This is a genomic window from Micromonospora sp. NPDC051227 (assembly GCF_044455385.1).
Taxonomy (GTDB): domain Bacteria; phylum Actinomycetota; class Actinomycetes; order Mycobacteriales; family Micromonosporaceae; genus Micromonospora.
Genome location: NZ_JBITET010000006.1, coordinates 31769 through 46718, shown reverse-complemented (window position 1 = coordinate 46718; position 14950 = coordinate 31769). Strand labels below are relative to the sequence as shown.

The 14950-nt window shown below is 66.9% G+C and carries 13 protein-coding genes and 1 tRNA gene; 7 read left to right on the top strand and 7 right to left on the bottom strand.

The window, feature by feature from the left end; all coding sequences use genetic code 11:
* Positions 1 to 133 precede the first annotated feature (133 nt).
* The 3 genes from ACIA47_RS17065 to ACIA47_RS17055 are packed head-to-tail and all read right to left on the bottom strand — an operon-like array spanning position 134 to position 1996.
* On the bottom strand, positions 134 to 571 hold the full coding sequence (locus ACIA47_RS17065; protein ID WP_396708885.1) for a DUF6527 family protein: 438 nt from the start codon (positions 569 to 571) through the stop codon (positions 134 to 136).
* Complete coding sequence (locus ACIA47_RS17060; protein WP_396708883.1) at positions 568 to 1740, bottom strand: ThiF family adenylyltransferase; 1173 nt, start codon at positions 1738 to 1740, stop codon at positions 568 to 570. The genes ACIA47_RS17065 and ACIA47_RS17060 overlap by 4 nt, the downstream gene beginning before the upstream one ends.
* Positions 1715 to 1996, bottom strand: coding sequence for a multiubiquitin domain-containing protein (locus ACIA47_RS17055; protein ID WP_396708881.1), 282 nt, complete (start codon positions 1994 to 1996; stop codon positions 1715 to 1717). Before ACIA47_RS17055 ends, ACIA47_RS17060 begins: the two co-directional genes overlap by 26 nt.
* 154 nt (positions 1997 to 2150) lie before the next feature.
* Between ACIA47_RS17055 and ACIA47_RS17050 the strand changes: the two genes are divergently transcribed.
* The 4 genes from ACIA47_RS17050 to ACIA47_RS17035 all read left to right on the top strand — a co-directional run bounded on the left by ACIA47_RS17050 (position 2151) and on the right by ACIA47_RS17035 (position 4865).
* On the top strand, positions 2151 to 2996 hold the full coding sequence (locus tag ACIA47_RS17050) for a hypothetical protein (protein WP_396708879.1): 846 nt from the start codon (positions 2151 to 2153) through the stop codon (positions 2994 to 2996).
* 19 nt (positions 2997 to 3015) lie between these two features.
* Positions 3016 to 3612 (top strand): hypothetical protein, encoded by a 597-nt coding sequence (locus tag ACIA47_RS17045; protein WP_396708877.1) that lies wholly within the window; start codon positions 3016 to 3018, stop codon positions 3610 to 3612.
* A 126-nt stretch (positions 3613 to 3738) separates the two neighbouring features.
* On the top strand, positions 3739 to 4209 hold the full coding sequence (locus ACIA47_RS17040) for a hypothetical protein (protein WP_396708875.1): 471 nt from the start codon (positions 3739 to 3741) through the stop codon (positions 4207 to 4209).
* Positions 4200 to 4865, top strand: coding sequence for a hypothetical protein (locus ACIA47_RS17035; RefSeq protein WP_396708873.1), 666 nt, complete (start codon positions 4200 to 4202; stop codon positions 4863 to 4865). Before ACIA47_RS17040 ends, ACIA47_RS17035 begins: the two co-directional genes overlap by 10 nt.
* A 136-nt stretch (positions 4866 to 5001) precedes the next feature.
* Here ACIA47_RS17035 and ACIA47_RS17030 read toward each other — a convergent pair whose 3' ends face one another.
* Positions 5002 to 7578 carry a transcriptional regulator gene (locus ACIA47_RS17030; RefSeq protein ID WP_396708871.1) on the bottom strand — a complete coding sequence of 859 codons (2577 nt, stop codon included), beginning with the start codon at positions 7576 to 7578 and terminating at the stop codon, positions 5002 to 5004.
* A gap of 339 nt (positions 7579 to 7917) precedes the next feature.
* Here ACIA47_RS17030 and ACIA47_RS17025 point away from each other — a divergent pair, with 339 nt between their 5' ends.
* The 3 genes from ACIA47_RS17025 to ACIA47_RS17015 all read left to right on the top strand — a co-directional run bounded on the left by ACIA47_RS17025 (position 7918) and on the right by ACIA47_RS17015 (position 12359).
* On the top strand, positions 7918 to 9831 hold the full coding sequence (locus ACIA47_RS17025; protein WP_396708869.1) for a hypothetical protein: 1914 nt from the start codon (positions 7918 to 7920) through the stop codon (positions 9829 to 9831).
* A 1102-nt stretch (positions 9832 to 10933) separates the two neighbouring features.
* Positions 10934 to 11143: an AlpA family transcriptional regulator gene (locus tag ACIA47_RS17020; protein ID WP_112584515.1), complete on the top strand. Its 210-nt coding sequence runs from the start codon at positions 10934 to 10936 to the stop codon at positions 11141 to 11143.
* A 4-nt stretch (positions 11144 to 11147) separates the two neighbouring features.
* The gene (locus ACIA47_RS17015) at positions 11148 to 12359 is read left to right on the top strand and encodes a tyrosine-type recombinase/integrase (protein WP_396708866.1); all 1212 of its coding nucleotides are present in this window, start codon (positions 11148 to 11150) and stop codon (positions 12357 to 12359) included.
* Positions 12360 to 12472: 113 nt separating this feature from the next.
* Here ACIA47_RS17015 and ACIA47_RS17010 read toward each other — a convergent pair.
* From ACIA47_RS17010 to cmk, 3 genes are all read right to left on the bottom strand, one after another.
* Positions 12473 to 12546: transfer RNA gene (locus tag ACIA47_RS17010), tRNA-Pro, on the bottom strand.
* 195 nt (positions 12547 to 12741) lie between these two features.
* A complete protein-coding gene (gene der, locus ACIA47_RS17005; protein ID WP_396708864.1) occupies positions 12742 to 14145 on the bottom strand; it encodes a ribosome biogenesis GTPase Der in 1404 nt (467 codons plus the stop codon).
* Positions 14142 to 14822 (bottom strand): (d)CMP kinase, encoded by a 681-nt coding sequence (gene cmk / locus ACIA47_RS17000; protein ID WP_203124908.1) that lies wholly within the window; start codon positions 14820 to 14822, stop codon positions 14142 to 14144. Before cmk ends, der begins: the two co-directional genes overlap by 4 nt.
* Between the last annotated feature and the right edge of the window lie 128 nt (positions 14823 to 14950).

Genomic DNA, 14950 nt, shown 5'->3' with positions numbered 1-14950 from the left:
TTGCGGACTTGCTAGGTTTGCGAGAGGTAAACGACACGGCGTCTCCGGATCGCGGCCAGGCGAGGCTCCACAAAGGCCGACTGCCCCGCCAACGTCGTGTGCGGCAGGTCACCGAGCATGGGTTGCTTCGCCATCACCCCCGGCGGATGCGACGCAGTAGGCGCTTTAGCCGTCCGAGCGGCCGGCGTACTGACTCCACACGGCCCTCAACAACCGGCGGAAGCGTGTCGTTTACGGCGTCGTCCAGGGCGAGTCGATCCCTGCGCCGACCAGCCGCAATCCTGCCCTCACTCCATGCGTCAGCCCAGAGGACGCGGTTGCGATTGATCCAGTAGTGGGATGAACACGGCAGGTTCCAGTTGCCCACTGATGGGTCAAGTGAGATGGACTCGCCGTCGAACGTTAGCTTCCACTGAGCCGGGTGAAGAGGCGTAACGACTTTGTGGCCGCATCCGCAGCAGCAGGCGTGTACCGAAGTGCCGTACTCGACGCTGATGTAAATCGTCCCGTCAGCTAGTTCAGACGGGACGTAGTCGACGAACTCGTGCCTGACGATGTCATGGCGCGTCACCGGTTGTCCTCGTTGGTGATGTGATTGCCGTCGATGGTGTAGGTGCTGAAAAAGTCCTCTTCAAGATCTGCATAGAAGCCCACGAGCTTCTTCCACCTGATGACGGCCATGGCGGCGTTGAGCATGTTGAGGTCGGCGATCTGGATGTTGCGGTTGTAGTCATTGTCATCATCGTCCGAGCACGGGATGCGTCGCTGGTCGGCCGGATGTTCCGGGGTGCTGGTGGTGACTCGCACGATGCCGCCCAGCGTGCCGCCTACGGACTGGTAGACGCCTAGACCAACGTCGATGAAAGGGCAACCGTAATCTCTGAGCTGGCTGAGGATGTTCCGCTTGGTGGCACCGCCCTCCATGGTCAGGAACACGAAGTCCATGTCCTGCAACTCGGCGACAGTCTCAGAAGTGATGTGGTACTCGTGGGGCGTGATGCCGGAGCGCATTCGAGCGTACCGCTCGTGGTGGTAGGCGACCTTGCTGGGCTTGCTGCGCAATTCCTCGATCGACGCAGCACCGGGTGCGCGGAAGGCGTTGTGCTGCAGGAAGGTATCGCCGTCGAAGAGGTGGATCTCGCCGATCGGAGTCTTAGCTAGCAGGTCAAGCACGTAGGCGCCGGTGCCTCCCAAGCCAACGATGGCAACCTTGCCGACTTGCAGGGTCGCGGAAATGGCGCTGATGCCGGCCCGACTCGAGGCTGTGTCCTCATAGCAGAAGACCGATTGGTCTACGGCGGCGTCGATGACGGGGAAGGTGCTGGCCGTGGCGTGCGGTTCGATGGCCTGGGCGTGCCCGGCGAGCATTCGGATGTAGCTGGTCATCTTGTGGTGATAGTCGGTGTACCCCGCGGCGGGCTTGCTAGAGAATAGGTGCTGCGCGGTGATGCCGGGCGCGAGGGTGAACCTCTGGCTGTTGTTGATGACCTTGCGTAGGGGTTGCCCATGCTGGTCACACGGCGTCGCGCCGTCGAAGTAGACGACGTGGTCCTCCGGCCTGACCGTCACGTCGCCGGCTAGATTGAGCACGGAGATCAGCTTGCCGTAGGCGACCGTTCGGTCCGGCGTCACGTACGGGACGTGGGAGATGACGAGGTGGCCGTTGTCGACGGCCACCTCGTACCCCTCGTTACGCAGGCGGACCAGGTCGACGCTACGAGCGAGTCGTCGAAGTGACATTGAAGACGGTGCCGTTCTTGACCTTGACCATGCCGCCCTCGACCAGCGTGCCGTCGTGGCGTGCGTTGTCCGACTTGCGGTACGTGATGGTGAAGGTCTTGTCCGGGTCGTCGCTCTGCGCGCCGAACGCCAGCTTGACGATCTGCGCGAAGGTCACCTCGTGGGTGGCGACGGTGAACGGCTGCGCGTTCACAACGATCGCGTAGTTCTTGTCCTTCTCGCGAGGCACCGGGACGGCCTGCTGTTCGGTGGTCATACAGGGGCTCCTTGCGTCGTGGCGGACCCGGCCGCCGGTTTCATCAGGATCATTTAAACAGATGAGGCGAGGGTCCGCCACCCTCGGTGCGGTCTGCCCGGCCATCCGGCGAGCCGGTTAGCCCGCTAGGCGGTGCGCCTGGGATGCTGATGTCGTGCTGATCGATCTCTCCGGCCGACACCCCCTCCTGCGATCGGAGATCTCGGCGAGCTCGGTCGAGAGCGAGCAACTAGTCCTCGACGCCCGACGATTACGATTCGCCGGCCCGCAGGAGCTAGCTGCGATAGTCACGCTCGCGTCCAGTGCCTCCACCGATGGCCGTGAAGTCGTCCTACGGATGCCCGATGATGGGGACGTCGCGTCGTACCTACAGCGGATGAACGTAGTAGATCTACTCGCGCCCATCGCGACGATCGAGGGCACTCTTGCCTCACAACGCCGCGTGGACTGCTCTAGGAATCTGCTGGAGGTGACGGCGCTGTCTCCTACGAACGCCGACAGCCTCGCCGAGGGCCTCGGACGCATGGGCGAGTCGCAGCTCAGCAACCGAACCGCCATGGCCGCATTCCACGGCATCGCGGAACTCATCGACAACGCCGTGACCCACGGGCTGGCAGGGTCTAGCGGCGCCTTCGTGGCGGCGCAGGCGTACAGCGGCCTAACCAGCAAGCGACCGGGTCTCGAGTTTGCTGTCTGTGACACCGGCATCGGCATACTGCCGCACCTTCGGCAAAACACCGCCAACGCCAACATCGCTGATGACGAGACCGCGCTCCGTCGCGCCTTGGTCGCCGGAGTGACCGGGACCCAGCAGGTGCGGGGCTACGGCCTGAGCGACCTTCTCGACGCCGCCAGGCGAGGTGGGGTCGGCAGACTCGTGCTTCGTAGCGGCAGCGCGATTGCCAGCGTCGTCGTTCGTCAAAGGCGGATCATCACCTGCCGAAGTGTGGCCACTCCGGTCAAGGGTGCCTGGGCATGGCTGCGCGTTCGGGTTCCGTAACGGTGCGCAACGTGTTTCAATGACGCAGGTGAAACCGGATCCCGCGCTGCCGACCACCTACGCCGTTCGCCGGCACGGCACCTTCCTCGCAACCAGGGCGCTTGCAAAGACTGCACTGCGCGAACTTGAAGACACCCTCGGTGCCGCCACAGCTGACGGCACAGTCGCCATCGACTTCACCTCTGTTGTAGCGATGAGCATCAGCTTCGCCGACGAGTTCCTCGGTCGGTACTACGGGATGTTGAGCACGTCACTCGACGCACCACCCGTGGTCGTCCTGCTGACCGGCCTCAACGACGACAACTTCGAGTCTATGACCGTCTGCTTGCAGCGACGCGAACTGGTAGCCGCCATGGCGAACGCCGAGGGCGTCAGCCTGGTCGGCGCCCCGGCCGTGCTAAACGAGACCTACCATGCCGCCGGCGACCTGGGCAGGTTCACTGCGGTTCATCTGGCGGACCGGCTAGGGATATCAGCACCCAACGCCAACAACCGCCTGAAGCGGCTGGTCGCAGCCCGAGCACTCATCCGTTATCGAGGCGTTGCCGAACGCGGCGGCAAAGAGTTCAGTTACGAAATACCGCCCCCACCTGCAGCGATGGCAAGCGCTGCGTGACATCCAAACGTTCCGTGCGATTCCCAGGGCACCCGCCGGGCAACGACATCGGCGGGGACTCGATAGGGTCGGCTGCGCAGAGCGCGAAGCAACCGCTGGGCTAATCGAGCTGTAGGGGGTTGGTGGATGCAGGGAAGCGCTGAGATCTATGAGGAACTGATTAGGCAGGTCGAGGAGCGCGCCGCCCCGGTGGCGACCCAGATTCGCGAGGAAGTTGCCCGGGGACGTTTGGTACAGGGATCGAAGCTGCCCGAGGGTGAACGACAGGAACGGCAGTTCCGGCTAACAGAGGCAAGACTTGGTCGGATCGGGAAAGATGAGATGGCAGTACTTCCCTACACCGGCGACGAACGTCTAGCCCTGCTCTGCCAGACGCTTCTAACGCTGGCGCAGACGATGACAGAATCCAGGCGGGCAGTGCTCGAACTGGCGACGAACTACGAATTAACCCATACGCAGATACGGTTCACCGAGCCGGACGAGGCAGAAGCCCTAGAGTTCGACCTCGCCATCGAACTAGCGAAGGCTGAGCAAGCTTCCGGGCAAGTCAGCAACCTTCTTCAGCCGATTCAGCAAGAGGTCGGCAGATGGCCCTGACGCGAAGCGAGCTCATCGATGCGGTGGAGAGGGCAATCGGCGCACTCGCGCCGGTTTACCACGGTGCTGCCGCGGAGTCTGACCTCTACGAGGCCGCGCTTCTAACGATCGCGGTTCAAGCCTCCGAAGCCGCCGGCGGTACTTGCCTCATCACCAACGACGGGCGCAATAGATCATCGCTGCTTACCTTTCGTCGATCACCAGGAAACCTATGGCTGGGCGACTTCACACACATCGTGGTGAACTTTCCCGACACCCCGCGACGCCTTGAGATCCATCTGGGCATCTACGTCGTCGGCGGCTCCAAGGTTCCCCATGAGTGTGACGTCGCCGTCATCGACCAGGAGGAAGCTGAACGCAGCCGCCAAGGTCTCGTACATCCGCGGCGCCCCAAGCTGGTCGCATCCATCGAGGCGAAGAATTACGCCGCCTCCCCCGGCATAGGAGTCGGACGTGCCTTCATTGGCCTGTCCGCAGAACTGGGACAGGCCAAATGCGCACTTGCGTTTCCTGCCCGCCGCTCATCGAGCGTCGCTGCGCTCCTTGCTGCACGGCCCAGCGAATGCTTCGACGAACTCGTCCCCAACGGGCCAGCCGCCCAGCGCCTGCGCTCTCACCTTGACCAGAGAATCAGGAACTGGATCGCTCGTGGCTAAAGCAGCCACTATCCGCATGAGTCTGCGGCCCGCCACTTCTGGCTGTCCGGCGCACCTTGCACGTAATGGCACAGCGGACGATCGGCACGAGCGCCAGCAGGCGTAGCGAACGTGCGCGGCGGCCTGGCGGGGACAGTCAGTTCTCGTCCAGGCTGTCACGCAACTGGGCGGCGAGCGCGATTGTGTCCTCCTGTGGTTCGGTGTCGAGGTCGGCGAGGGCTTTGGTCAGGGCGCGTAGCAGGGTACGGATGCCGTCGGCGTCGCCGAGGGCGTGTCGGGCGTGCATCGCCTTGGTGTAGAGGGCTTCGTTGTAGTGGTCGAGCCCAATGGCCTTGGCGAGTAGGTCGGATGCGGCCTGCGGATTGCTGTCGAGCAGGTCGTCGGCCAGGAGTAGGTGGGCTTCGGTGCCCCACCGGCGGACCGTCTCTCGGTGTGGCTGTAGCCACTCGTAGTCCTGGCCGTCCGCGAGGGGTGCGGTGTAGAGGTCGCAGGCGGCGGTGAGAAGTTCGCGGCGGCGCGGTTCGGCGGCGATGGTGGCGTTACGCATCAGGTCGCGCAGGGCCCATACGTCGACTTCCACGGTCGCGGGGTCGAGCAGGTACCGTCCGGCGGACTTGATGACGTAGGCGTTCTTCGTCTCAGCGGTGCCGGCGCGACCGAGGACGTGCCGCAGGTTCGAGGCGTTGGTGTGGACGCGTTGGTCGGCTTGGCTGATGCGGGCGTCGGGTTCGAGGTATTCGCCGATGTCGCGAGTGCCGGCTCCGTCAGGGTGGACGGCGAGGTAGACCGCCAGTTCCAGGGCTTTGGCTCGGAGCGGCCGACCTTCTGCGGTGATGCCTTCTATGCGCGGGGCGCCCAGCACGCGCAACCGCGCCCGTCCCGGCCGCGTATCGGGGGTGTGGTTGACGACGGTCGGGGTAGCCGGGTCCGTGGCGGTGGGCGTGATGTCGGTGCGGCTGCCGTGCAGGGGCACGATCGTGACCGGGACGGCTGGTGAGGAGATCGCGGGCGGTTCGCCGGTCTGCGCCTCGCGGAGCGTGGTCAGGATCTGGAGGGCGGCGGCCGGTTCGAGTACCGGCAGCCGCGGTGGCACCGGCTCGGCGGACTGCCCGGAGATGAGCGTGGTGTATCCATCCGGGCTGATCTCGACGGTTGCGCCGTGGGCCCATTCACCGAGTAGCAGCGCGGGCACGTGCAGACCTTCGCCCAAGGCGAGGGCGACCTTGGTGCGCAGGTGGGCACTGGCGGGTGGGGTCTCGGTGATGAGCATGACGGGCGGTAGGGCTTCCTCGTCGGGCACTGTCCGCCGCAGCTCGTCCAGGTCGGTCAGGGCGTGGTCGTCGAGGATGCGGCTGCGGTGCAGCAGTCGGGACTCGATGACGGTGAGCGCGTCGTTGATGCTGTCGGTTACGTGCAGGCGCGGCCATGGGCTGAGGGTCACCGCGTCCGGGCCGAGCAGCGTGGTCAGGGTGGTGGCGTCGATGACGACCTCGCTGCGGGCGTCGGGGTGGTGCGGGTCGCCGGAGGCCAGCACGGCGACGAGGGCGGCGCGGGCGGCAGCGTGTGCGCCGTCTCCGACGATCCCGGTTCCGCCGGCCGTCAATAGCCCGAGGTCGGGTACGAGAGTGAGTGGAGGGCCACCGTCGCTGCTCGCTTCCGACGGCTCGGGGTTGCGGGCGGCCACAGCGCGGCGGACCTGGACCACGGTCGGGGGCAGTTCGGTGGGCGGATCATCGTCAGGCTTGGCGGTGTATCGACGGCGGCGTTGGAGCCAGAGCATCGCGGCGGCGGCGCTGATCGCGGCGGCGAGCGACCAGGGCAGCCAACCGGAATCCGACAGGTCAACGCCCTGGTCGTCTGTGGCCGCCCTAGGACTGTTTGTGGCGGGTGGCGACGTGGCGGGGTTGGGGATCTCCGACGACGGTGCTGGCGACGAAGCGAGCCCGCTTGGGGCTGCGGACCGCGTGGTGATGGGCGTGGCGGCCGATTGCTGGGGCGCAGGTGGCGGCACCGTGGGATCGGGCGGGTCCGGTGCGACGCTCGGCGAGGCGGGTGGTGTCGCAGGCTGGCCCGACCGGGGGTTGGGGGGCCTTGCTGGTGTGGCGGCTTGTGGTCGGCGGGCGTCGGCAGGAAGGCGAAGCTCCCAGCCGGGGTAGATGAGGTCGCAGTCACGCAGGACACCGCCGACAGGAAAGTGGCGGTGCTTGTTCAGGCGGCAGACCTCCGGCCACCGACCCGCGTCGCCGAGCCACTCCTTCGCGACCTTGGACAAGGTGTCGTGTCGCTCGACGGTGTAGAGGTAGCGCTGATCGGCGACGTGGATGATGGCGGGCCCACGGGCTGCGGCTTGCCGAGGAACATCGGCGTGCTCGGTCGCAGTGGTAGGCGTAGACGGCCGATCGGTCTGCACCGCCGCGTCGAGGGCGCCGGCGGGGGTGACGGCGAGCGCGGCGGTGCCTGCCAGACCGAACACGAGCCTGTGCAACGGCGCCGGCAGCCGGAGTATGGGGATGCGCCACCGGGTCACTGCCGCGAGGATCTCGGCGAGCAGGAGCAGCGTGAATATGCCCCACAGCAACCACATCGCCCAGAGGGCCGCGCCGATGAGGAAGTCGGGGGTGAACCGCCCGCTGGAGCGCGCGAACCAGTCGGGGATCTGCGACCAGGCCGGCAGCCGGCGGAGCGGGTTCCCACCCGCGGCCCACAGCAGCACCGGAACGGCGACTAAGAAGAGTCCCGCGCCGATGACGCCGCGAACAGCCCCGCCGAGGGACGGTCGCGCACGCGGTCGCGAATCCGCTGGGATGCGGACGGTGGCGCGTGCACCGTACTCGGCGAGTTTGTCGTCTCTGCCTCGGTGCGTCTGCGGCACCTGTCCCCCTGCCGTTGATCCCCGATCTTCTTCAAATACACGAGGGTGAGTGCCTTCGACTATCCCATCGGGAGAGATTCTCACCATCCGCGTACAACGAGTCACGTTCTGCGGATCACGGTTGACAGTCGGATGCCTTCAGGGACGAGACTGCCCCTCATGCCAAGCGGGGGCACTGTCTTGTCGATCGACTTAAGTTCGTCGGCCATCGCCGCCACTGTCAGCCGGCAAGGCCTCAAGATCCCCATCCTCATCGACGGTCGCCTCGTCATGCCACCTGGCGTCGTTATCGGGCCCGCAGGGGAAATCTACGTCGGTCTCGACCCAATGGCCGCGACGTCTTTGCCGGTAGACCACCGGTTCGTCGATAACCCGACGGACCTCCTCGGCCGGCCCATCAACACCGCCGATACGACGCAACCCGACCCGGTGGATCTACTCGCCACCGTGCTGCGGCACGTCACCCATCACGCTGCCGTCCAGGTCAACGGGCCGATCACCGCGCTCACCGTGACCGTTCCGCCGAGTTGGGGACCACGCCGCTGCGGACACGTCAGCGAGGCAGCAACCCGCGCCGGCTTTCCACCTCCCGCCCTGGTCACCGCACCCGCCGCTCTCGCCGCCTACGCCACAATCCTCGGCGTCACCGTGCCAGCAGGCTCCTGCGTGCTGATATGCCAGGCAGACTGCGAACCGGCGACCCTCACCGTCTTGCAAACCGCCGCCGACGGCTACCGCGAACTGGCGACACAGCAGATCAGCCTTGCCCATGACCTCGACCACCTCATCGCCCACCACGTCGTCCGGACGGCCACCACAGACTCCGACCCGCTCCAAGCGATCATCACTGCGCCCAAAATCGACCAGGCAGACGTCGGACGTGCCCTCCTGGAATCTGTCCGCACCGCCAGGCAGCTACTCACGACCCAAGACCAAGCCCCGATCCTGCTGCCCGCGCCCCGCCAACCCGCCGTCATCACCCGTCACGACGTCACGGCCGCCGCACAGCCCCTCCTCGACCAGATCCCCGACGCAGTCGACGGACTCCTCGACTCGGCCGACGTCGACAAAACGCACCTCGCTGACGTCGTCCTCAGACCAGCCCCCGGCGTACCCGCGCTGGCCGAAGCGCTCGCCGCGGCCACCGGCAAAACCCCCACACTCATCGACCACCCCCACGCCCTCGCCGATGGGGCCCTTTCGCTCACCACGCAGCAATCAAGCTCGGCAGGCGCCGCGCGGCTACCCCGCGTGCGCCTACGTATCAGCGACCTCACCGGTGCCCTGCTCCTCGGTGCCTGTTCCCTGGTCCTGCTCCTGCAAGCCATCCTCAGCGCCTACATCACCACCTTCAGCACCTGGGTCGTCGGCGTCCGCACCTCCTTACCGCAACTCGGCACCGCCGGCGCACTCGTGATGCTCACCGCATTCGCCGTTGCGCACCTCGCGCCCACCACCTTGCTCGCCGGGACACCCACCGCATCAACACCCGAACCCACCACAGGCAGCCTCATTCGGCGCGGATACCTCACCACCGCCGTCGGCGGCGCCATCACCGCAGCGCTCTACGGCCTTGCCACCGGCACCGCCGTCGAATACGACTACACCCCATATCTCAAATGGACCCTCGGGGCAGCCCTACCGTTGGCCGCTTGCGCCGCCCTCATCGCCGCGACCGCACCCCGCATCCCCGCCAACGCGCTACCCACGTGGCTCGCCATGACCCGCCCCGCCGTCACCCACGCGATCACCGCCACCGCCGGCATCTACCTCATGCGCGCCGCAATCACCCTCACCACACCCATCTCCACGAACGCCGTCGCCCCCATCGTTGGCAGCATCGGCGCAGCCCTCGTCGGCATTGCCACCGCCCTCACCATCAGCCGCCGCCGTACGATCCGCGCCATCACCGCACCCGGTCTCGCCATCGGCTACGCCCTCGTCTTCACCGTTGACACCACCGGCGCCCTCATCGTGGGCTACCTCGCCGCCCTCACCTGGTGGGGCATCCGACTCACCGCACACACCCTGCGGCTCGCATTCCCCCAGCCAGGAACGGCACTGCGTCGCCTCGCCGACCGGACGGGCGGCTGAAGAACCGCGAAGCCCCTCGGGCTGCTACCACCGCACCTACAACGCCGATGACAACGACGCCGGGCGCATCGACCATCCGCGCCGCATCTACGTCGGCCAGCAGCAGATCCTCGCCCAACTCGACCCATTACTCGCCCCTGCTCTCCTACCTAACCGCATCAAGGCAACTGAGCCAGCAGTCACCAACGTCAACACGCGACTAGAGAACGCCTGACACGCCCGCCGAGGAGGAGGCAGGCCGAAATGCCACACCTACATATAGCGATACGTATAGCAGCAGACGAGTGCCGGTTGAGCGAAGGCTCAGCCGGCACTCGCATTTTCGGAAGGAGTTCCAAAATCGCCGAAGCCATCAACAGGCCTGGCCATCCAACTCGGCCACCGCGATGACCCACTGAGCCCCGAGACCGAACAACTTCGAGTGACCCAAGCGCCACGAGACTTCAAGCCGGCCAGCCCCCCCCAACGCACAGGCCGGCAATCCGGCCAGCACGCCGATCTCAGGACCTCCAACTCAGCCGCGCTGGCAGACACGCGAACGCCATTGTGGAGAAACTCCACCGAGCTAATGCGGCCACCGAACCTCACCGAAGGGCACAAACATGGGAACGTCCCAGAACTTCCGGATCCGCATTGATGTCGAGCAGGCCAAGCGGACGCGCGCTACAACCTGCTCAACAAACTCCTACGCACCTCAGCCTCGTATGAGATCCCGCAATGCCAAACCCTCACTGACCGGAAAGTCAGTGGGCTCCCACCGATCGCCGGCGTCAAGCTTCGAGATTCAAAGCAAGCATTTCCGCCAAGACGAGCCGCAATGCCCACAACATCTTGCGGTAACAACAATCAACGAGAGGCTTGACACTATACGACCAAACCGGGTGGATAAGAAGCCACAGTCGATAAGTCTCACGACCGCCTATGGCAGTGATAGCGCCAAGGACCCCCGATACCAATCATGCTGGAATCCTGAAAGGACATCCGATCCGTGCCCGCCCCACCCCCGCACCGCAGCCGGTTCCCCACCGCCCGGTGGCCGGCAGCCTGCCGGCCGCGTCACGCCGCGCCGACTGCCCGGCTCCACCAACATGTTGGGTCGCCGATGAACGTCTCAGCCGCCCCGGAATGGCGGCCAGACCCTCTCCTGAGCATCGACGACGTCGCCGCCTGGCTGGGCAAGCCCAAGAACACCCTCTACGCCTGGCACAGCCGAGGCAAGGGACCCCGCGCCATCCGCGTCGGCAACACCCTGCGGTACCGGCGCAGCGAAGTCGAACGCTGGCTCGACGACCACACCGATGCGGAGCGCTGACCCCATGGCCCGACCTGAACTACCCATCGGCACCTGGGGCAAGATCCGCACCCAGAAGCTGGGGCCCAATCGGTTTCGCGCCCGAGCGCGGTTTCGCGACTACGACGGCAAGACCCGCGACATCGAGGCCACCGGCACCACCGGCCCGGCCGCGGAACGGGCGCTGAAGGTCAAGCTACGTGACCGCACCACCCCCAACGACGACGAGATCACCCGGGAGACCCGCGTCAGCAGACTCGCCGACCTGTGGATCGAAGAGATCACCACCGAGGAGCGGATCGCAACACAGACCATCCAGCGATACGAGACCAGCACTCGCAACGCGATCCTGCCCGCCCTGGGCAACCTCCGAATCAGAGAAGCCAGCGTCGGGCGCCTGGATCGGTTCCTGCGCGACATCGCCAAAGACCGTCCCTCGGCAGCCAAGGGCGCGAAAGTTGTCCTGAGCCAGATGTTCGCCCTGGCCGTTCGCCACGGCGCGATCCCCACCAACCCCGTACGCGACACCGGCCGGCTCCGTAAACCCCGCCGCACGGTCGTCGCCCTCACCGACGAAAATCTCCAGGCCGTCCGCACGGCGATCCGTGACTGGCAGCGACCGATCCCCGGTAAGCCCGGACCGCGGCACAGCGGCGACCTGGCGGACGTCGTCGACCTGATGCTCGCCACCGGCGCCCGCATCGGCGAGATCCTTGCCCTGCGATGGGAGGACCTCGACCTCGCCGCCGAACGCCCCACCCTGACGATCTGCGGCACGCTCGTCTTCGTCAAAGGCCAGGGCTTCTTCCGCCAACCCTGGACCAAGAGCGACGCCGGCTGGCGAATGGTCGTGCTGCCCCGGTTCGCCGTCGGCATGATCATGGCCCGCAAGCTCGTCGCCGCCGACAACCCCCAAGACGCGATCTTCGCCTCCCGACGCGGCACCTGGCTCTCGCCCAACAACGTCCGCCGCCAGTGGCGTGAGGCTCGCGCCGACACCGACCTCGCCTGGGTCACCCCCCATACCTTCCGCAAGACCGTCGCCACCCTTATCAAGGAAGAGACCGACACGAAAAGCGCCGCAGCACAGCTGGGACACTCCAGCGAGGAGGTCACCGCCACGTACTACATCGCCAAGCCCGCCCAAGCCCCGGACGTCTCGGACATCCTCGAGCGACTCGGCGACGACCGCGGGCGACGTCGCACACCCGCATTGCCCAACGATGCGCAGGGATGACGAACCTGGTCGCCGACCCCGGTAAATGGGGGGTTTTCGGGGGGCGGTTCAAAACCTCATAGACAAACTTAAAGCCCTGACCAGCGTCTCCGCTGGTCAGGGCTTTTTCTCTGTCGGGACGGCCGGATTCGAACCGACGACCCCTTGACCCCCAGTCAAGTGCGCTACCAAGCTGCGCCACGTCCCGCCCCCGCATGGTTTCCCCTGCGGCAGCCGGTACAGCTTAGCGCAGCAGCTCCGAGTCGTCCGCACAGGCCCCACCGGCGTCCTGACTGACCGAACCACCACACAACCCCTACAGCGTCCTAGGAGGGTGGGGTTGGAGAGGCAAATGCCGGATGGGCAGAGGCGCCCATCCGGCATTTGGCAGAACTGGACCGCGTCAGCCGTGCGCCTTGCCTCGGCCGCCGGGGCCGAGCTTCTTGCGCGGGCGGACCGAGATCTCGATCGGGCTGCCCTCGTACCCGAATTCCTCGCGGAGCTTGCGCTCGACGAAGCGCTGGTAACCGGCGTCCAGCGGACCGGTGGTGAAGAGCACGAACCGTGGCGGCGCCACACCGGCCTGCGTCGCGAACAGGATCCGCGGCGCCCGCCCACCACGTACCGGGTGGGGGGTGGCCTGCACCAGCGCGGTCAGCCACTGGTTGAGGTGCGCGGTCGGCACACGGGTTTCCCAGCTGGCCAGCGCCTTGTTCAGGGCCGGGGCCAGCTTGTCCACGGCACGGCCGGTCATCGCCGACAGGTTCAGCCGGATCGCCCAGGGGATGCGGCGCAGCTCCCGGTCGATCTCCTTGTCCAGGTAGTACCGACGGTCGGCGTCGACGAGGTCCCACTTGTTGAACGCGATGACCAGCGCCCGGCCCGACTCGGTCACCATCGACAGGATCCGCTGGTCCTGCTCGCTGATCGGCTCGCTGGAGTCCAGCAGCACCACGGCCACCTCGGCGGCCTCGATCGCGCCGGCGGTACGCAGGCTGGCGTAGTACTCGGTGCCGCTGGCCTTGCCGACCCGCTTGCGCAGCCCGGCCGTGTCGACCAGTTGCCAGGTCTGACCGCCGATCTCGACCAGGCTGTCCACCGGGTCCACAGTGGTGCCCGCCACCGAGTCGACGACCGCCCGCTCCTCGCCGGAGAACCGGTTGAGCAGGCTCGACTTGCCGACGTTCGGCCGGCCGACCAGCGCCACCCGGCGCGGTCCGCGCGGACGGTTCTCCACGATCGCCGGTGCCTCCGGCAGCGCGGCGAGGATGGCGTCCAGCAGGTCGCCGGAGCCGCGCCCGTGCAGCGCGGACACCGGGAACGGCTCACCGAGGCCGAGTGACCACAGCGAGGTGGCCTCCATCTCGATGGAGTTGTTGTCGGCCTTGTTGGCCACCAGGATCACCGGCTTGGCGCTGCGCCGCAGCATCTTCACCGCGGCCTCGTCCACGTCGGTGGAGCCCACCATCGCGTCGACCACGAAGAGCACCACGTCGGCGGTGACGACCGCCGTCTCGGCCTGCGCCGCGATGGCCGCAGCCCGGTCCTTCGCGTCCGGTTCCCAGCCGCCGGTGTCCACCACTGTGAACGCCCGGCCGTTCCACTGCGCGTCGTACGGGACCCGGTCGCGGGTCACGCCAGGGACGTCCTCGACGACCGCCTGCCGGCGGCCGATGATCCGGTTGACCAGCGTCGACTTGCCCACGTTGGGGCGGCCGACCACAGCCACCACCGGCTGCGGGCCGGTCGGTTCCTCGACGGCGACGTCGGGCTCACGCAGCTCGACCCACCCCGCACCCTCGCTCATGCCACGCCTCGCTCGGTGAGTAGGTCGCGCATCCGCGCCACGACCTCGTCGATACCCAGCTCGGTGGTGTCCAGCACCACCGCGTCGGGCGCCTGGGCCAGCGGGTTGACCTTGCGGGTCGAGTCGAGACGGTCCCGCCGGGCCAGGTCGGCGGCCGTGGCCGCCACGTCGGCGGCGTCCTCGGCGCTGCGCCGGGCGGCACGGGCCGCCTCGGAAGCGGTCAGGAAGACCTTCAGGTCGGCGTCCGGCGCCACGACCGAGCCGATGTCGCGACCCTCGACCACCATCCGACGAGCGTTGGCGATCATCTCGCGCTGCCGGGCGACCAGCAGCTCGCGGACCGCGGGAATCGCGGCGACGGCGGAGACCGCCCCGGTCACCTCCGGGCCTCGGATCTCGGCGTCCACGCCGACCCCGTCGATTGTCACGGCGTACCCCTGCGGGTGGGTGCCGACGCGCAGGTTGACCTCGCCGGCGACCTTGACCACCGACGCGGCGTCGGTGAGGTCCACGCCGGAGCGCAGCACGGCCCACGTGATCGCCCGGTACATTGCCCCGGTGTCCAGGTAGCGCGCACCGATGCTCGCGGCGAGCCGCCGCGACACGGTGGACTTACCCGAACCGGACGGCCCGTCCACAGCGACCACACATCGCCTGGTCCGTACGTTTTCCTCCACCGTGTCCTCCTCAGCCCGTACCTCACGGATCGCCCGGTGATCTGGCGCCGCAAGCGGTTGTCAATCGTCATCAATCATGCCCGGGTGCGTTGACGAACTCGCGCGCGACGCCGCCGGAGGCGACCCAC